General features: G+C 48.2%; 15 protein-coding genes. 5 read left to right on the top strand and 10 right to left on the bottom strand.

All coding sequences use genetic code 11. From position 1 onward, the window contains the following. Nucleotides 1-79: 79 nt before the first annotated feature. From AC6R1O_RS11250 to AC6R1O_RS11215, 8 genes are all read right to left on the bottom strand, one after another. Nucleotides 80-1,084: an OmpG porin family protein gene (locus tag AC6R1O_RS11250; RefSeq protein WP_500657040.1), complete on the bottom strand. Its 1,005-nt coding sequence runs from the start codon at nt 1,082-1,084 to the stop codon at nt 80-82. Between the two features lie 177 nt (nt 1,085-1,261). Further along, the gene (locus tag AC6R1O_RS11245) at nt 1,262-2,395 is read right to left on the bottom strand and encodes an ABC transporter ATP-binding protein (RefSeq protein ID WP_500657039.1); all 1,134 of its coding nucleotides are present in this window, start codon (nt 2,393-2,395) and stop codon (nt 1,262-1,264) included. Between the two features lie 70 nt (nt 2,396-2,465). Next, nucleotides 2,466-3,101: a beta-phosphoglucomutase gene (pgmB, locus tag AC6R1O_RS11240; protein ID WP_500657038.1), complete on the bottom strand. Its 636-nt coding sequence runs from the start codon at nt 3,099-3,101 to the stop codon at nt 2,466-2,468. Then, on the bottom strand, nt 3,094-5,436 hold the full coding sequence (locus tag AC6R1O_RS11235) for a glycoside hydrolase family 65 protein (protein ID WP_500657037.1): 2,343 nt from the start codon (nt 5,434-5,436) through the stop codon (nt 3,094-3,096). Before AC6R1O_RS11235 ends, pgmB begins: the two co-directional genes overlap by 8 nt. 18 nt (nt 5,437-5,454) lie before the next feature. Then, entirely contained in the window at nt 5,455-6,873 is a 1,419-nt protein-coding gene (locus AC6R1O_RS11230) for a carbohydrate ABC transporter permease (RefSeq protein ID WP_500657036.1), read from the bottom strand. Then, nucleotides 6,866-7,960: a carbohydrate ABC transporter permease gene (locus AC6R1O_RS11225; RefSeq protein WP_500657035.1), complete on the bottom strand. Its 1,095-nt coding sequence runs from the start codon at nt 7,958-7,960 to the stop codon at nt 6,866-6,868. The genes AC6R1O_RS11230 and AC6R1O_RS11225 overlap by 8 nt, the downstream gene beginning before the upstream one ends. Nucleotides 7,961-7,972: 12 nt before the next feature. Further along, nucleotides 7,973-9,211 carry an extracellular solute-binding protein gene (locus AC6R1O_RS11220; RefSeq protein WP_500657034.1) on the bottom strand — a complete coding sequence of 413 codons (1,239 nt, stop codon included), beginning with the start codon at nt 9,209-9,211 and terminating at the stop codon, nt 7,973-7,975. A 160-nt stretch (nt 9,212-9,371) separates the two neighbouring features. Next, nucleotides 9,372-10,349 (bottom strand): LacI family DNA-binding transcriptional regulator, encoded by a 978-nt coding sequence (locus AC6R1O_RS11215; RefSeq protein WP_500657033.1) that lies wholly within the window; start codon nt 10,347-10,349, stop codon nt 9,372-9,374. Nucleotides 10,350-10,572: 223 nt separating this feature from the next. On the opposite strand from AC6R1O_RS11215, the gene AC6R1O_RS11210 reads away from it, so the two are divergent. Together AC6R1O_RS11210 and yqfB are read left to right on the top strand one after the other, a co-directional pair. Next, on the top strand, nt 10,573-11,769 hold the full coding sequence (locus tag AC6R1O_RS11210) for a DEAD/DEAH box helicase (protein ID WP_500657032.1): 1,197 nt from the start codon (nt 10,573-10,575) through the stop codon (nt 11,767-11,769). Then, nucleotides 11,769-12,101, top strand: a complete 333-nt coding sequence (yqfB, locus tag AC6R1O_RS11205; RefSeq protein WP_487901553.1) for a N(4)-acetylcytidine aminohydrolase — start codon at nt 11,769-11,771, stop codon at nt 12,099-12,101. Before AC6R1O_RS11210 ends, yqfB begins: the two co-directional genes overlap by 1 nt. On the opposite strand, the gene AC6R1O_RS11200 is transcribed toward yqfB, so the two are convergent. Continuing rightward, nucleotides 12,073-13,011, bottom strand: coding sequence for a DMT family transporter (locus AC6R1O_RS11200; protein ID WP_500657031.1), 939 nt, complete (start codon nt 13,009-13,011; stop codon nt 12,073-12,075). The two genes, yqfB and AC6R1O_RS11200, sit on opposite strands and share 29 nt — an antisense overlap. A 105-nt stretch (nt 13,012-13,116) precedes the next feature. Next, complete coding sequence (locus tag AC6R1O_RS11195; RefSeq protein WP_487901555.1) at nt 13,117-13,821, bottom strand: helix-turn-helix domain-containing protein; 705 nt, start codon at nt 13,819-13,821, stop codon at nt 13,117-13,119. Between the two features lie 82 nt (nt 13,822-13,903). Between AC6R1O_RS11195 and AC6R1O_RS11190 the strand changes: the two genes are divergently transcribed. The 3 genes from AC6R1O_RS11190 to AC6R1O_RS11180 all read left to right on the top strand — a co-directional run bounded on the left by AC6R1O_RS11190 (nt 13,904) and on the right by AC6R1O_RS11180 (nt 16,289). Continuing rightward, nucleotides 13,904-14,500 (top strand): TetR/AcrR family transcriptional regulator, encoded by a 597-nt coding sequence (locus tag AC6R1O_RS11190; protein ID WP_500628375.1) that lies wholly within the window; start codon nt 13,904-13,906, stop codon nt 14,498-14,500. Between the two features lie 133 nt (nt 14,501-14,633). Further along, nucleotides 14,634-15,665: an NADPH-dependent curcumin/dihydrocurcumin reductase gene (gene curA, locus AC6R1O_RS11185; protein WP_500657030.1), complete on the top strand. Its 1,032-nt coding sequence runs from the start codon at nt 14,634-14,636 to the stop codon at nt 15,663-15,665. A gap of 9 nt (nt 15,666-15,674) precedes the next feature. Then, the gene (locus tag AC6R1O_RS11180; protein ID WP_500657029.1) at nt 15,675-16,289 is read left to right on the top strand and encodes a glutathione S-transferase family protein; all 615 of its coding nucleotides are present in this window, start codon (nt 15,675-15,677) and stop codon (nt 16,287-16,289) included. Nucleotides 16,290-16,502: the final 213 nt, after the last annotated feature.

Below are 16,502 nucleotides of genomic sequence, written 5' to 3'. Positions count from 1 at the left end.
CCAATGCTGGTCCAAAACTAGAAACATCGAAAAAGAGTGGGGTTCCCTCCTTGCGAGGAAGGAGGGATTTCTTGCGCGGTTAGAAGCTGTAGTTCACACCTAAGATAAATAGAGGAATGTAACCATCGAACTCATCACGTTGCGGGCCGCTAGCGAAGTCAATTTTCTTATAGCTTGCCTCACCAAACATGCGCCAGCTCTTTGATAGTGGGTAGTTGGCAGATACGCCTAGCTTAGAGTAGTCTTCCGTCCACGCATGAGCGCCTGTTGCATCAACACTCTTTTCGAATGAACCAAACTCCCCCCACAATGACGCAGAAAGTTTACCGAAGTTATGCCAAATACCTGGTTTAATGATCCACTCAGTCTCTGTTTCAGAGTAACCATCTTTTGCCTTCCATTGACCTTCTTGGTAACGGAAATTCAACCATGCGCCCGTGTTGTCATTGATTTTGTAGCTAAAGCCTGGCTCAACTTCCCAGTACGGAAACTCCCCCGTGCCACGCTTGTATTCCACGTGGTAAAGCGCGTAACCATGCATACCTAAACGATCTGTCAGTTGGTAAGAACCAAACACTTTACCGCCCGGAGTAGTGCGTTGGTCAATACTCTCACCGGCTAACTTCAATCCCCAACCAATATTACCTTTTTCATGGTTGTAACTACGGTTAACATAGATTTCTTGGATTGAGTTTACGCCTCGGTTGTAGTCGGCATGCTTCAAGTTGCCATTGAATAGTTCCTCACGACCTGAATAGAAGCCAAAGTCCCACCCTGGCAAATCATCATGCCTAAAACTTCCCTGCGCGATTGTATATTTCAGTTTTCCTTCATTGACACCATCGTCACGGACGATACGTTCCACTTCGATATTCGAACCAAGCGTTCCATGAAACTTACTCTCTTCACTTTTGGGGACATCGAGCGCGGTCAAGAGCTCAGCATTGGAGTACTCTGATTTGAGTTGCTCAATTTTTTGCGCTAGTTGCTTTTCTTTTTCGGGGGCTGCCAGCTCATCTGCCCAACCAGAGCTAGATAGAGCCAAACTAAAGAGAACAGATGATGCCACTACTGTTTTTTTCATGATGATTACCTTATTATCACATTGTTACTGTCTACCCCGCGCCAACGGGGTAGTGTCACTGGATGCCTGCGCCAACAGGCATTAAGTACCACATTCAAAACCGTGAATTTTGAGTGCAGTGAACCCTAAGCCCGCCGCCAAGCGGGCTTTTTTATAATTGTTTTATTTGAAGTTATATTAGCTTGCGCGCTTAATTTGCGGAGGCAAGGTGATCAAGTCATTCAGTGTCATGCCTCGCCTATACGCTTTACCTTTACTATCAAATAGATGGCATTTTTCTGCCGGAATGCGGATATTTAAGCGCTGGCCAATATCGACTTTAACTGTACCAGGTACACGAACCAAGACCTCTTGACCACCTCTCACCAACGTTGTGTAGAGCAAAGATTCCGTACCAAGACGCTCAAAACCTTCAACAATCACCCCGACACCTTCTTCATCCAAATGAATGTCTTCCGGGCGAATCCCGAGTGTCATCAGTGCACCTTCTGTCGCCCCTTTTGCATTTACATCAGCTTGGAAAGTGTAATCCCCTACCTCAACCGTTGCCTGCTCATCACAAGCATTAAGCAGCGTAGCGGGTAGCAAGTTCATTTTTGGTGAACCAATAAAGCCGGCAACGAATAACGTTTTCGGAAAATAGTACAGTTCTAAAGGCGAACCGACTTGTTCTACTAGGCCCGAACGCAATACAACAATTTTGTCCGCTAATGTCATCGCTTCCACTTGATCGTGCGTCACATAGATCACCGTTGATTTCAGCTTTTTGTGGTACTCAGCAAGCTGTAATCGCATGCGCACTCGTAATGAAGCATCAAGATTTGACAAGGGCTCATCGAGCAAAAAGAGTTTCGGATTTCGCACAATAGCGCGCCCAATAGCCACACGCTGACGCTGACCACCCGATAGTTGACTTGGTTTTTGTTTCAGAAGGTTTGTCAGCTCTAGCATTTCCGCTACCTGACGTACTGCTGAATCAATATCGTCTTTGCTTTTCTTCGCCAGTTTTAGGCCAAAAGCGATGTTTTCGTAGACCGTCATGTGCGGGTAAAGCGCATAAGATTGGAACACCATGCCAATCCCACGATCGGTTGGTGAAAGGTTGTTAACCACCTCACCGTCTAAGCACATGTCCCCTGATGAAATCTCTTCCAAACCTGCGACCATACGCAGCATGGTTGACTTACCACAGCCTGATGGCCCAACGAATACTGTAAATTCACCGTCTTCAATGGTCAGGTTGGCATCCTTGATGATATGCGCACCATCTGGATAAATTTTATTGATGTTCTTCAGTTCTAAACGTGCCATTGTTCTACCTTAATAATTCTTGGTGGTTGTGGGCAGTGGCTTTCACCACTGCCCATCACTCTTCTTATGCTTAACCTAGGATTGCGCCTAAGTTCATGCCTTTAGTGTCGTCGAAACGCCATGTTGCGTGACCAACTCGGTCATCAGGGCCAATGCCAACAACACGCATGCCCGCTTCTTTCGCTGCATCGACGCCTGCTTCTGCGTCTTCAACCACGATGCATTCGTCAGCGTTGACTCCAACTTGGCCCGCAGCATGAATAAACACATCTGGTGCCGGCTTAGAGCGGTTTACCGACCAACCGTCGCCAATTGCATCAAACAGCGGCGTTAAGCCAAGACGATGCAAAATTGGGCGAGCATTCTTACTTGCTGATGCCAGTGCCACTTTGATGCCACGTGCGTTTAGCTCAAGTAGGAATTGCTCAATACCCGGTAGAACGTCTTTTGCAGAAATCGTGTTCAGCAGATCCACGTAGTAATCGTTCTTGCGCTTCATTAGCTCAGCAAACTTCTCTTCGCTGATCTCTTTGCCGTTCAAGATAATGTTCAGCGACGCTTGACGAGATATGCCACGTAGCTGCTCATTGATCTCACGGTCGAAGTAGTAGCCTTCTTCGTTCGCCATACGTTGCCACGCTTGGTAGTGCAGCTCAGCCGTATCCGTGATAACGCCATCTAGGTCGAAAATAAATGCCTTACACATTGAACGTCACCTCTGTTGAATCGATAACACGTGGCTCGCCTGCAACTTCAATGTTTAGTGCTTGGCCGTTGAACTCAGGGCGCTCGATACGAACTTGCTCTTGGTCAACGGTCACTTCTAGACGCTCACCTTTCCAGTAGATTGGGAAGTTCAGGCTTTCCCATTGCTTAGGAAGGTTAGGGTTAATACGCAGGTTGCCACCTAGCATACGAACACCACCGAAGCCGTAAACCACACACTGCCACATGCCGCCGATAGACGCCGCGTGAATGCCGTGATCCGAGCTCTTCATGTTCTGACCGATGTCGATAGACGCGGCTTGTTGGAACAGATCGTAAGACAGCTCTGGGTTGCCAACATCTGACGCCAATACCGAGTGCGTAGAAAGACTTAGCGACGAATCGTGTAGCGTCTTCGGCTCGTAGTAGTTCCAGTTAGCCAGCTTGGTTTCTAGGTCGAACTTATCTTCTTGCTGTAGGAACAGCACCATGATGTCCGCCTGCTTAGAAACCTGCATGTCGTTAACCTGTTCTAGGTTGTAGTCTTGGAACAGACCACCAACGAATGGCTGCTCTTTGTACTTAGTCAGGTCGATGATTTCTTTCTGTAGGTAAGTGTCATCCTGTGGGATTACCTTATCTTCAGCACGTGGCTTAGGTAGGTAGATATTGTCTACGCGGTCTAGCCACATTTGACGAGCTTCCACTAGGTTTAGCTTGTCAGACAGCTTAGCCAGTAGCTCTGGGTTCGACGCTTCTAGATCTTCGTAGTAACGAATCGCTAGTTTGATGTTCTCTACTGCCATGTAGTTAGTAAACGCGTTGTTATCGATGTGCTCTTTGTACTCATCAGGACCGATTACGTCACAGATACCCCACATGTTGCGGTCTTCTAGCCAATCTAGGCGGCTGGTCCAGAACGTAGCCGTGTCGAACATGATCTCGTAGCCCATGTCGTCCATAAACTTCTGATCGCCTGTGATTTGGTAGTACTGCCACAATGCGTAAGTGATGTCACACGTGATGTGCTGCTCGATAAAGCCAGACCAAATCTTCGTCGACTTACCTGTAATGATGTCTACTGCACCCCATACTGGCGTGACTTCTTCACCTGTTAGTGCTGATTCCCATGGGAACTGTGCACCAAGGTAGCCGTTATCTGCTGCTTTCTTACGTGCCCCACCTAGCGTGCGGAAGCGGTACTCTAGCAGGCTGCGAGCCACTTCTGGCATGGTGTAGATGAAAAACGGAAGCATGAAGACTTCTGTATCCCAGAACGAGTGGCCTTTGTAGCCTTCGCCAGACAGACCTTTCGCACCGATACCGAAACGAGAATCGTGCATTGGCGTGAAGATGTTCAGTTGGTACTGAGCAAAACGAATCGCCAGTTGGTCAAAGTCGTTACCACCGATAGTGATGTTCATACCAGCCCAACGCTTGTCCCATTCAGCCACGCTGTCTGCTAGTAACTCGTCGAAGCTGCGGTCTGCGTTTGCTTTTAGGTCTGTCAGCGCGTGGTCACGTAGCGCTTGTAGTTCGTAGCCTTCAACATCAAACTGCTTGTCACGTGAAGTGTGTACCACACCCACTTTCTCAGTACCGAATGTGTCGCCCGCTTTCAGATCGTGGTGGATGTTAAGCCATACTTTACGGCGATCCATCTGTAGACCTGGGTCGATTTCAGTTTCTTGACCGTTTACAAAGTAGCGGTGAGACGTTAGGAAAACGAAGTCTACTTTGCTCTCTGTGGTGTGCTGTAGAAGCTCAATGAATCGCTTATCATAGATACGCTTTTCACCTTCGTGGAAGTGCTGTGCACCCGAGTTTGAAAGTTGCGCATCCACACCAGAGCGGATTTCAATCTTCGCATCGCTGTTCACAGCCTTAACTTGAACATCGAACGCCATTAGATGAAGGTTTGCTTGCGAGAAGAAGCGGCGGAAGCGCATCTCGAAGCTCTTACCTTCTGTGTTTGTCCACGTGAACTCACGGATAAGTTCACCGTTTTTCACGTTTAGACGACGAGAGTAGTTGCTCACTTCACCCGTTTCTAGGTGGAACCGACGACCATCGATGAAGATTTCGATAGCGCTCATGTCTGCCGCGTTTGGCAGCTCTGTTACTTCATCTTCATCAAATTTGTTGTATGTACCCGCAACGAAAAGGTTGCGAACCTGTCCCACGTATTTTTCTTCCGTTGAGCTACGTGCGCCCATGTAGCCATTTCCTTGGCTCATTACTACTTCACATTTACCTTGGAATGCTGAGTCAAATGCCGTCTCTTCGACGATCCAGTTTTTAAGTTCGCCTTGACCAGCAGTGTAATTCATTAACATCTTAAATATCCCCGAGAATTAACCTTTAACAGCGGAAGAAATATCGTTACCAACGAAGTAACGTTGAAAAACCATAAACACAATGAGTACTGGGATTGTCGACAGGAATGCTCCCGCCAATATCAGGTTCCAGTCACCTGCTACGCCATAAGCGTTACGTAAACTCAATAGACCAACGGGTAGCGTAAACGCATCTGCTGGACTATTTATCACCACCAGCGGCCAGAAGAAGTCGTTCCAAGCACCTTGGAAACCAAGGATTGTGACCGACAAGATGGCTGGCTTAGCCAATGGCATAAACACTTTCCACAAAATCACCGCTGGGCTTGCGCCATCGACAATCGCGGCCTCTTCCAGCTCTTTTGGTATGTTTTCAAAGAACTGCTTCATAATAAGAACTTGCCCGGATGCCACCACGGCAGTTATCACGGCCCAAGGCGTATTCAGTAAGCCAATCTCTCGATAGATAAGGTAGTTCGAGATAAAGGTCACTTGCCCTGGAATCATCATGCTAAATAGCATGAATGCGAATACAGCGCGTGCTCCAGTGAACTTCAGTCTTGCTAGGGCGTAACCCGCAGTACAGGCAAAGAACAGAGTCAAAATCACTTTGCCAATCGCAATGAGAAACGAGTTGATGGTCCAGCTCATGAACAAGCTCTTGCCGGTATCAAGACTTACCGATTCGGTGTAAACGCGAACGTAAGACTTAAAGACATAACCAATCAAACCCGGTGCAGCGTTATCCCATGCTGCGACTCGCCCGCGACGCTCCATCTTGCTTGGTGCAAGTGTGCTGTCGATTAGAATCTGGCCGCGCGGTGCTTCTACTGTTAGCGGTAGCGTTGCCACCTCTGGCCCCTCACCGTCATACTTAATAGTGAATGCCCACGTTTGGCTGTGACCTGTTTTTTCGATTTCGCGACGACCGCGGCGCTCGATGAACGTCACCTCTTCGTTGCTATCCACCAGCTTTGGCTCAGATACCACAGCGTAGTCTGATGCAAAGTCAGTCACCGTCGCAGCAGCCATACCGGTACCAGGTCGGCGACGCGGTACTTCAATAGTCGGTACTGCTAGCTCTTTGCCCTCTTCCACCGCGTAAGTCACCGTGAAGTCAATTTCCGCGCCCGGAGCAAAACCACCAAACATCGGCGCATCATTGCCTTGTTTACCTAGCTGATAAGCCGCCCCCCAGTTGCTTGGTTGAACCTGAGCAAAACTAAACTTAAATGGCTGCTCAAGTGGGTCATCTTTCAAACTCGCTAGAAATGCGACAACAAACGTACCTAACATGATGGTGGCAATAGCCAGTAGCGCGGTGTAAACCCAAGCCACTTTTGCCCAGCGACGGCGTGCTTGGAACTTAGCGACCTCAGCCATTGATGCCATAGGTTTTTCGTCTAGCTTTTGAGTATTGGTCATTGAGTTAGCCATCTGCTTTCTCCTTAATACCGAAGATTTTTTGCAGGTAAACCACGGCTAATGTAATGGTTGCCAAGATGAGTGCTGCTGCGCTTGCCATGCCGATTTGTGGCGTGCCACCCGGTGGGAAGGCGTTGTGGTAAACGTAGTAAGCTAGCGTAATACGTGATTCCAGCGGTGCTGCTGAACCCAGCAGTGCGACTTGGTCGAACATTTGCAGTGTGCCGATGATTGAGAAGGTCACAACAACGAATGTCACGGGCGCAAGTTGAGGAATCGTAATGTTCCAGTGCTGTTGCCACTTGTTCGCGCCATCAATATGCGCCGCTTCATAAAGTTCTTCTGGGATACCTTGTAGGCCCGCTAAGAAAAGCAGCATGAAAGTTGGAATCGTGGTGTAGATGTTCTGAATCACGATAGCCCACAGCGTAAGCGGCATTGGCCCAACATGGTCACGTGTATTTAACCAGTTCACCTCAACAACAGCGTCTGTTACCGACACCCAGCCCATCGCACTTGCCACGAATGTTCCCACACCCGCAATGATGAAGGAGAGAATTGCCCATGCCGGGTCAAACCAACTTACCGGTAAGCCTTTCAAACGATCTTTAGTCACTAGTACAAACTGAGTTGCCATTGCAATCAACACAAAGCAGCTAAGATGCGGGAAGTGATTCACCACGTCCGTAACAAAACCATTTAAGTAGCCATTCTTTTGGTAGAACCAAATGAAGATCAACGTAACGGCTGCACTCGACAAAATACTCGGCAGGTAAAAAGCTGTTCTAAAGAAGCTTTTGGCTCGAATCTTCGAATTCACCAAGATGGCTAAACCAAGCGCTAAGACCGTTTGAATACTGGTTACAATAAGAGAGAACCAGATTGTATTTGCCAGCGAAAGTAAAAACAGATCGTCTGAAAGCAGGGCTTTAAAGTTACCCAAGCCTACCCAAACAGCTTCTGAAAACAGATCGTATTCCGTGAAACTGAAATAGACCGTTCTGACTAATGCATAAAGGAAAAAGATTACCAACGTCAGTACAAATGGCCCTGCTAAGAGCCATCCGTAGACTTGTTGGCGTAAACGTAAAGAGTTCATCCAACGCCCCGTTTAGTTTACTGTTAGAGCGTTATAACGTTCCTGAGCCATTTTAATCGCTTCTTTTTGCGACATCTGACCCAGTAGAACTGAATTTAACGCTTCGTTAATTGGGGTCATCCATGCTGTACCGTAATCACCAAACGCGAAAGGCTCTACATTTCCGTTGAGAGCGCCATCAAAGACTTGTTTGGCTAATTCACTTTCTGAATCTTGCTGAGCAAAGAATTCAGACTCACCTAATGCTTCACGACTTGGCAGTGCTAAGCCAGAATCCAAAACCCATTCTTGAGCTTTCTGGCTAGTTAGAATCTCTACTGCTTTTTGTGTTGCTTCAATGTTCTTACCATCGGCGTTTACACCCCATGCAACCGTGAACAATAGGTTACCGCGCTCACCGCTGACAGGGTCGGTTGGCATAAGCGTTGTGCCGTAAGGCAAGTTTGGCGCTTTGTCGCGCAGATAACCGCTGATCCAGTTACCTTCTAGTGCTACCGCTGTTTCTTCAGTACCAAAACAGCCGCCGCCCCAACCTTGACCAAGGTCTGTCGCCAGAATGCCCACTTCATCTTCTGTCACAAGACCTGTGTAGAAGTTAAAGGCACGCTCGAAGTTCTCATCTAGAATCGTTTGGCCATTTTCATTGAAAGGCTTCCAACCCGTTGCCAATGCGAAAGGTGCGAAACGTGCGTAGTCAGGCATTACGCAGATTCCAGAAACTTCGTCACCCAATACTTCTTTCACTTCAAGAAGCTTGGTACGCAAGTCTTCCCAAGAGTCATCGTTTGTTGGGTAGTCAACTTCAGCGTCATCGAAAATATCTTTGTTGAATTGAAGCGCGATAGTATTGAAGTCTTTCGCAATGCCGTATTGTGCATCTTCAAGCGTAAACGCGCTGTTTAGGCTTGGAATAAGTTCGTTGGATAGAGTATTAAGATCCGCGTTGTTCGGCGCTACCTTACCCGACTTAACTAACGTGTTAGCAAAAACGATATCAATATAGAAAGCGTCAGGGGCAGTGCCTGCCGAAAGTGAATTAGTGATAAATTGTGAGAAGTCCCCCTCAATCGCCTGATATTTAATATTGAGTCCGGCTTGTTCAAAATCGTCTGCAAGGACCTCGTTCACCAGTTTATTGAGTACGACGACGTCATTACCACCCCAGCCAGCAATGGTGATATCGGTTTTTGCAGTAACGTGTGCTGATAGGCTAGCAGCAAGTAGGGATACTGCTAATGTCGTTTTTTTCATGTTGCCCTCAAATCCATTCGTTCTTAGTTCGAGGGTATTATGCAGAACCAACGTAAGCGTTTACGTTAATTAGATCACATTACGTAAACCCCCACTGTATAAATAGAAAAAGCGTGACTAATAGCACGCTTTTATCCAAGCTAAATCAAAAAAAGAATGGTTACGTTGTGTTCCCGAGCTTCAGATCCACAGGCACAATAGAACCCACTGGATGTTCACCCATCATCGCTTTTTCAAGCATGATGGCTGCTCGTTGAGCAATCATATCCGTATCTTGGACTATGGTGGTTAGGCTGTTTGAGATACCCGGCAACCCATCGTAGCCTACTAATGAAAAGTCACCGGGAATATCGTAACCTCTATCGTTAAGGGCAGCCATAACACCGAGAGCCGTTTCATCGCACTCGCAGACAAAACCTTGGTAGCTTTCAAGTTGTTTACTATCCATAGACATAAAGAAGCGATACGCAGCAATTTCACCTAGAGGCTCAGCCCCTGTTCTTAGCTCTCGAACAGGCAGCGCATTATTTGCCATGACAGACATGTAACCTTGATGACGAAATTGGTAACCATCGCCATACGTTGTGGGAGTGACGAAACATATATTAGTGAGTCCCTTATCCACTAAATGTTGCGTCGCTGCTCGTCCCCCATTGAAATCATCCGGTGCAACCCAAAATGAACCTTCACACATTCCAATGCAAACGTAAGGGAGATTTAATTGCTTACACATTGTAATACGATCATCATTCGTGGTAATACCGAGCAAGATAGCGCCCCCGACTTGATGTAAGTCTGCGTCGCCAAAACTAACCGGAAGAAGATTTCTACCTGATTTGCGAATCGCTGTGGATAGTGATGGCCATAACATCCCTAAATAACGCGAGGCATAAAAATCGAGTGGCCCAAGAGAGATAGCAATAGTGTTCTTATGGCTTCCCGTTAGCTCACGTGCTGAAGAACTAGGCACATAACCAAGATCTTTACAGATATCTAGAATACGTGCTCGCGTTTTCTCACTAATGCCCGGTTTGTTGTTGAGAGCTCGACTCACCGATGCGATTGATACACCGGCTATTTTAGCGGCCTCATGAATGGTTGTTTTTTTTAACTCTTCCTCTGATTTTGGTAATGTCACCGCGCTCTCCTAGAACGTAAACAACGTAAATTTACGTTTATTATCTGAATAAAGAGGAAAATAACAAGAAGTATTTACGTATTCTGTATAGTAAATGCGTAAATGGCCATGTCGCCATCTGTTTGGCTAGGTTTACTGTCGTAAAGAAAACGCATCTCCCCACATAACACCCATAGCGTTCATGCTACAATGCGAACGACATCCATAGCACTAGAGTATCATCATGGCGTTTTCTCACCTTGGCCTCAGCGAGCCGTTGGTTCGTGCAATTGACGAACTGGGCTACAGTAAACCGACCCAAATTCAAACCAAAGCTGTCCCTGTCATTTTACGTGGCGACGATTTAATCGCCGCGGCTCAGACCGGTACAGGTAAAACCGCCAGTTTTGTCTGGCCAATTTTGGAGCGACTCGCCCAAGGAGAGACTCAGCGTAAAAAACGTTTTCGTGCGTTAATTCTGGCGCCAACCCGCGAGTTGGCCGAGCAGATTGATGAAAAAATCCGCCACTACAGTCACCACATGCCGCTCACCTCTGTCGCCCTGTTTGGTGGTGTGGATGATAAAGCGCAAAAGCAGACGTTGATCGAAGGCGTTGACATTGTGGTGGCCACACCGGGGCGCCTACTCGATTTATACGGCCAGCGCGCCGCCTATTTTGAAGAGGTCGAAGTGTTGGTGCTGGATGAAGCGGATCGCATGTTAGACATGGGGTTTATTGACGATCTGAACAAAATTCTCGACCGACTGCCAACCGATATTCAGCATCTCTTGTTTTCAGCGACCCTATCCAACAAGGTCCGAGAGCTTGCCAAGACGGCGGTTCACGATCCGTATGAAATCAGTATTGCCGCCAATCAGGCATCGAAAAAGAACATTGAGCAGTGGCTGATTACCGTTGATAAAGATAAAAAATCGTCCCTGTTGAGCCATCTCATCAAAGAGAACGACTGGGACCAAGCGCTGATTTTTATTGAGACCAAACATGGCGCGGCCAAGCTCGCCGATCAGTTGGCCAAACGCGGCATTGACGCTGAAGCGTTTCATAGTGGTCGTAGTCAAGCGATAAGAAAGCAGCTATTAGCGGATTTCAAAGCCGGTAAAATCCGTTACATGATCGCCACTGGCGTGGGCGCACGCGGGATCGATATTGAAGGGCTGACACGGGTGATTAACTACGACCTGCCTTTCCCTGCCGATGAGTACGTCCATCGCATTGGCCGAACCGGCCGCGCCGATGCCCAAGGTGAGGCGATCTCGTTTGTCTCTAAAGATAACTTTAAGAACCTGTGCATGATTGAGAGCCGCTTAGGTCACTTGATTGAACGACGCGAAGTGGAAGGCTTTGAGCCACGCAAGCCCGTACCGATTTCGATCCTCAACTATGTGCCGAAACATAAACGTCAACCTAAGGAAGAGTAATGAGTCACCCTGACATCAGTCATCCGACTAAGATGACGTTTTTCGAGTTCTTGACACCGCTGGTGGCACAAGGGAAAAAGACCATCACGATTCGAGATGAAGCTGAGTCCCATTATGTGCCTGGCACTGAAGTCGAGGTGTTGACACTCGAGACGCAGCAGAGCGTTTGCACCATCCGCATTCTTTCTGTGGAGCCACTGCGCTACGACGACATCAACGAATTTCACGCAGAGCAAGAGCACCTCCCGTTGCCTGAGCTGAAAACCTTGATTCGTGACATCTACCCCGATCTGGATCAACTGTTTATGATTCGTTTTGAGCGAGTGGCATAGCCTTTTTCACTCGCCCAGTGCGTGTCTGAATCAGTAGGCACGCACTGATCAATCCCAGTCCGACCCAGCCTTGAATGCTGAGCCTCTCACCTAGAAATATCACTGCCAGCAGTGCTGCCACCAAAGGCTCAAACAGAGTTAGTAGTGTCGCCGCGCGCACTTCGACCCTGCGCAATCCAAAACCAAACAGCAGGTAGCCGACAAACATTGGGATCACAGCCATATATAGAGAGACAGCGCTGTTGATTGCTGATGCAAATAGGGCACTTCCCGTCCAAAATAGTGTAGGCAGCAACAAACATGCACCAAGGCCGAAAATCGCCCCCATCGCACTTTGGGATCGTACACCTAAAGTAATAAGCTGCTTTGCTGCCAGTGAATAACCGGCATAACTCGCCGCTGCCACTAACCCCAACACAACACCGAATGTAAAACGCCCATTGTCCAAGGTGTTCACGCCATCACCTTTGGTTAGGGTTAACAGCATGACCCCAATCGCCCCAAAAGCGAAACTGATTAGCCATTGTGTCGATAGCGCTTTAACCGTGCCAAAAAGACGCTCAAAACAGACGGTAAACAGTGGCGCAGTGGCAATAGAAACCACCGTCCCTATCGCAACACCTGACCACCGCATCGAGGTATAAAACGCCAGCGGGTACAAGGTTAAAGCCAACGCGCCCAAAATCAGCGTACGAACATGTTGGCGCAAAATTGCCAGGTCTTTTATGAGTGCGGGAGCAGCGATAAGCGCCAAAAGTAATCCCCCCAATCCCATCGCAAAGGCACCGATCGCTAACGGGTGAATGGTCGGAGCGAGCGCCGCAGCGCTGCCAGTGGTTCCCCAAAGTAAGGAAGCGAATAGGATGGCACCAATAGATTGCCATTGTGAAGAAGAAACGTGAGCAGACATTGCCTAATCCAAGCCAGAAATACTCCATTTAGCTTACGGCAAGCCTAAGACATCCAATGTGCAGAAAGGACGGTTTATTCGGTTATTCTGATGATTATGGCGCTGTTAGAGATGACGTACTTGTTTCGGTGACAGTGAAAAGTGCACCTGAAATCGCCGCGAGAATGCTGACGCGTCTTGATAACCACACTGCTCTGCAATTCGAGCAATACTTAAGTCGGTGTGAGTCAATAGTGCATGAGCTCGTGACATACGCTCTGCCGTAATATACGCGTGAACGGTTTGTCCGGTGTGCTTTTTGAATTGCGATTTAAATTGTGTCGCACTCAAACAGGCGATTCGACTGAGAGATTCAATGCCCATCGGCGCATCGATATGAGCACTGATGTGCGCTTTTACCCTCTGAATTCGGGCATCACCACTGCGCTGCATTTCTTGTCGTGCTAGCAGCGATGTAAACAGTTCAAATGCTTGACTTTCCAAAGGCGTATCAACAGACTGCTCCAGTTGCGCTGCGAGAAACTCAATGTAGTGCTGAAGTGGTGTCGAGATTGAGAACACCGGCATCTTGGCAGTCAGTAAGGGCTCTGGCAACGTGTCGCTATCCACGACTAAAAAACGGGCGGCTTCATCGGCTCGGAAGATGTGCTCAAGTGTTTTCTTCACCACCACACACTCTCCCGGCGAAACCTTTCCACGATAGTCTTCAAGCTCAATATCAATCGCTCCGCTTAGCGGCAGAACCAATTGATGATAAGTGTGCCAATGACCGCGTTTTTGTTTGGTGTATGAGCGAACACTGATGTCCATACTGTTCCTTGTCCCACTGCAAGAGCAGCTCATTGATTGACGCACTAGACGACTGGTCTAGTTTTACACTATAGTAGCGGCCATGAACGCAAAAACACAAGATACTCGTCAGCACATTCTCAATATTGGTTATCAGTTGGTGGTCAATAAGGGCTTTACCGCCGTGGGTTTGTCTGAACTGCTGAGCACCGCCCAAGTGCCGAAAGGCTCTTTTTATCACTATTTCAAATCGAAAGAGCAGTTTGGCGAGGCGCTAATTAGCGAATACATTCGTGAGTACATGGCGCGCAGCAACGCGATATTGACTCAGACCGATCTGAACGGTTTTGAACGACTCGTTCACTATTTCTCTCGCTGGCTGGAGAAAGATTCAGGCACCTGCAATGCGAACCGCTGTCTTGTGGTCAAGTTGAGTGCTGAAGTCGCCGATTTATCCGAGCCGATGCGTCAATCGCTCGCCAAAGGCGCAGAAATGGTGATAGAAAGCCTTGCTCGCTGTATTGAAGTGGGCATTGACGATGGCTCGGTCCAGGTAGTCAACGCACATGCCACGGCCACACAGTTATATCAACAATGGTTAGGTGCGAGTTTGCTCAACAAACTTGTTCAAGATGAAACCCATCTTGAGCTGTGTTTACTTAGCTCCAAAGCCTTGCTAGGTGTTCCAGCCGTCAAGTAGCGCTGGCTCATCACACTTTGCTCCCCCGTTATCGACTATGCTGGTAGCGGGATTTTTTGGCCACACAACTAGACGACTGGTCTAATAACATAACTAAGACGTACTTTATGTCATGTCTACACAGGAGAACATCATGTCAGATTCCATTAACCGACGCGTAGTGCTTGCATCTCGCCCCAATGGCGCCCCCACTGCGGATAATTTTCGTTTAGAGACAACGGACATTCCAAGCCCAGCAGAGGGCGAAGTCCTGTTGCGCAGTGTTTATCTCTCCCTTGACCCGTACATGCGCGGGCGGATGAGTGATGCAAAATCCTACGCAGACCCGGTTGCTATCGGTGACACCATGGTCGCAGGTACCGTGTGTCAGGTCATCGAATCTCGCCACGATCAGTTTAAAAACGGTGATTGGGTGCTGGCCTACAGCGGATGGCAAGATTACGCACTGTCAAATGGCGAAGGCTTAATCAATATGGGCCAAAACCCGGCGCACCCTTCCTATGCGCTCGGCGTAATGGGCATGCCTGGCTTTACCGCTTACATGGGCCTACTTGATATTGGTGCCCCCAAAGAAGGCGACACGCTGGTCGTGGCTGCCGCCACTGGCGCGGTCGGTTCTATGGTTGGCCAAATCGGTAAATTGAAAGGTTGTTACGTTGTCGGTGTTGCCGGCGGAGAAGCAAAATGCCGTTATGCGGTAGAGCAGCTTGGCTTTGATGCGTGCATCGACCATAAAGCGGACGACTTCGCTGAGCAACTCGCCACGCATTGTTCAAAAGGCATTGATATCTACTTTGAAAACGTTGGCGGTAAAGTGTTTGACGCTGTTATGCCATTGCTCAACACTGGCGCGCGCGTACCATTGTGTGGCCTTATCTCACAGTACAACGCGACCTCTTTGCCACAAGGGCCAGATCGCCTGTCAATGTTGATGGGGCAATTGCTCGTTAAACGCATCAAGATGCAAGGCTTCATCATTTTTGATGATTACGGTCACCGTTATGATGAGTTCGCTCAAGACATGAATCGTTGGCTGGCAGAAGGTAAGATTCACTACAAAGAGCACTTAGTGGAAGGGCTAGACAACGCGCCTGATGCCTTTATTGGCCTACTCGAAGGGAAAAACTTCGGTAAGCTGGTCGTTAAAACCAACGAGCCTGTATAAGGAGTCGTTATGATTACGCTGCACCACCTAAACCAATCGCGCTCTAAGCGCATCATTTGGCTACTAGAAGAGCTGAATCTTGAGTATAAAATCGCGCCTTATCAACGTGATAACGTCACGTTTCTCGCGCCACCTGAACTCAAAAGTGTTCACCCTTTGGGTAAATCGCCCGTCATAGAAGACCAAGGGCTGGTGATCACCGAATCTGGGGCCATTACAGAGTATCTGATCCAACGTTACGGGCCACATCTCGCGCCTAAAGCAGACAGTGATGACTATGTCGATTACCTGCAATGGCTCCATTTTGCGGAAAGCTCAGCGGCGCTGCCCTTGCTACTGAAGATGTTTGTCGCCAAAGATGGCGCGCAGACCAACTTCCTTGCCGGCTACGCCGATCTTGAGTTAGATAAGGTGATGAGTTACGTCAATCAACGTTTAGACGGTAAACGCTACTTGGTCGCCGACACCCTCACCGGTGCGGATATCATGATGTCTTTCATCGTGGAAATCTTAACCAAGTTCGGACTATTGGAGCGCTACCCTCATATCGCTACCTATGCTAAACAGCTTGCGACTCACGACAAGTTCAATAAAGCGGAGCAGTTAGAAACGCAATATGGTTAAACCGTAGGCATTGGCACCGTTAAATATCAAAACGCCGCCCTTTTTAGTCACTAAAAGGGCGGCGTTTTCTTTGGTTATTCTGTCGCCTCGTGAATCGCTTCTTTGGTGTCATTCCATACTTTGGAGGAGTCTTCTTTCACTCCTTCCCAGGTGTTGGAACAACCGGCGAGAAGTAAGACAAGCGTTGCGATCATGGCAGAGAGTTTCATCGTC

This window comes from Vibrio sp. R11-SG3-ISO3-SZ (assembly GCF_059834345.1).
This window is presented reverse-complemented; position numbering and strand designations above follow the sequence as displayed.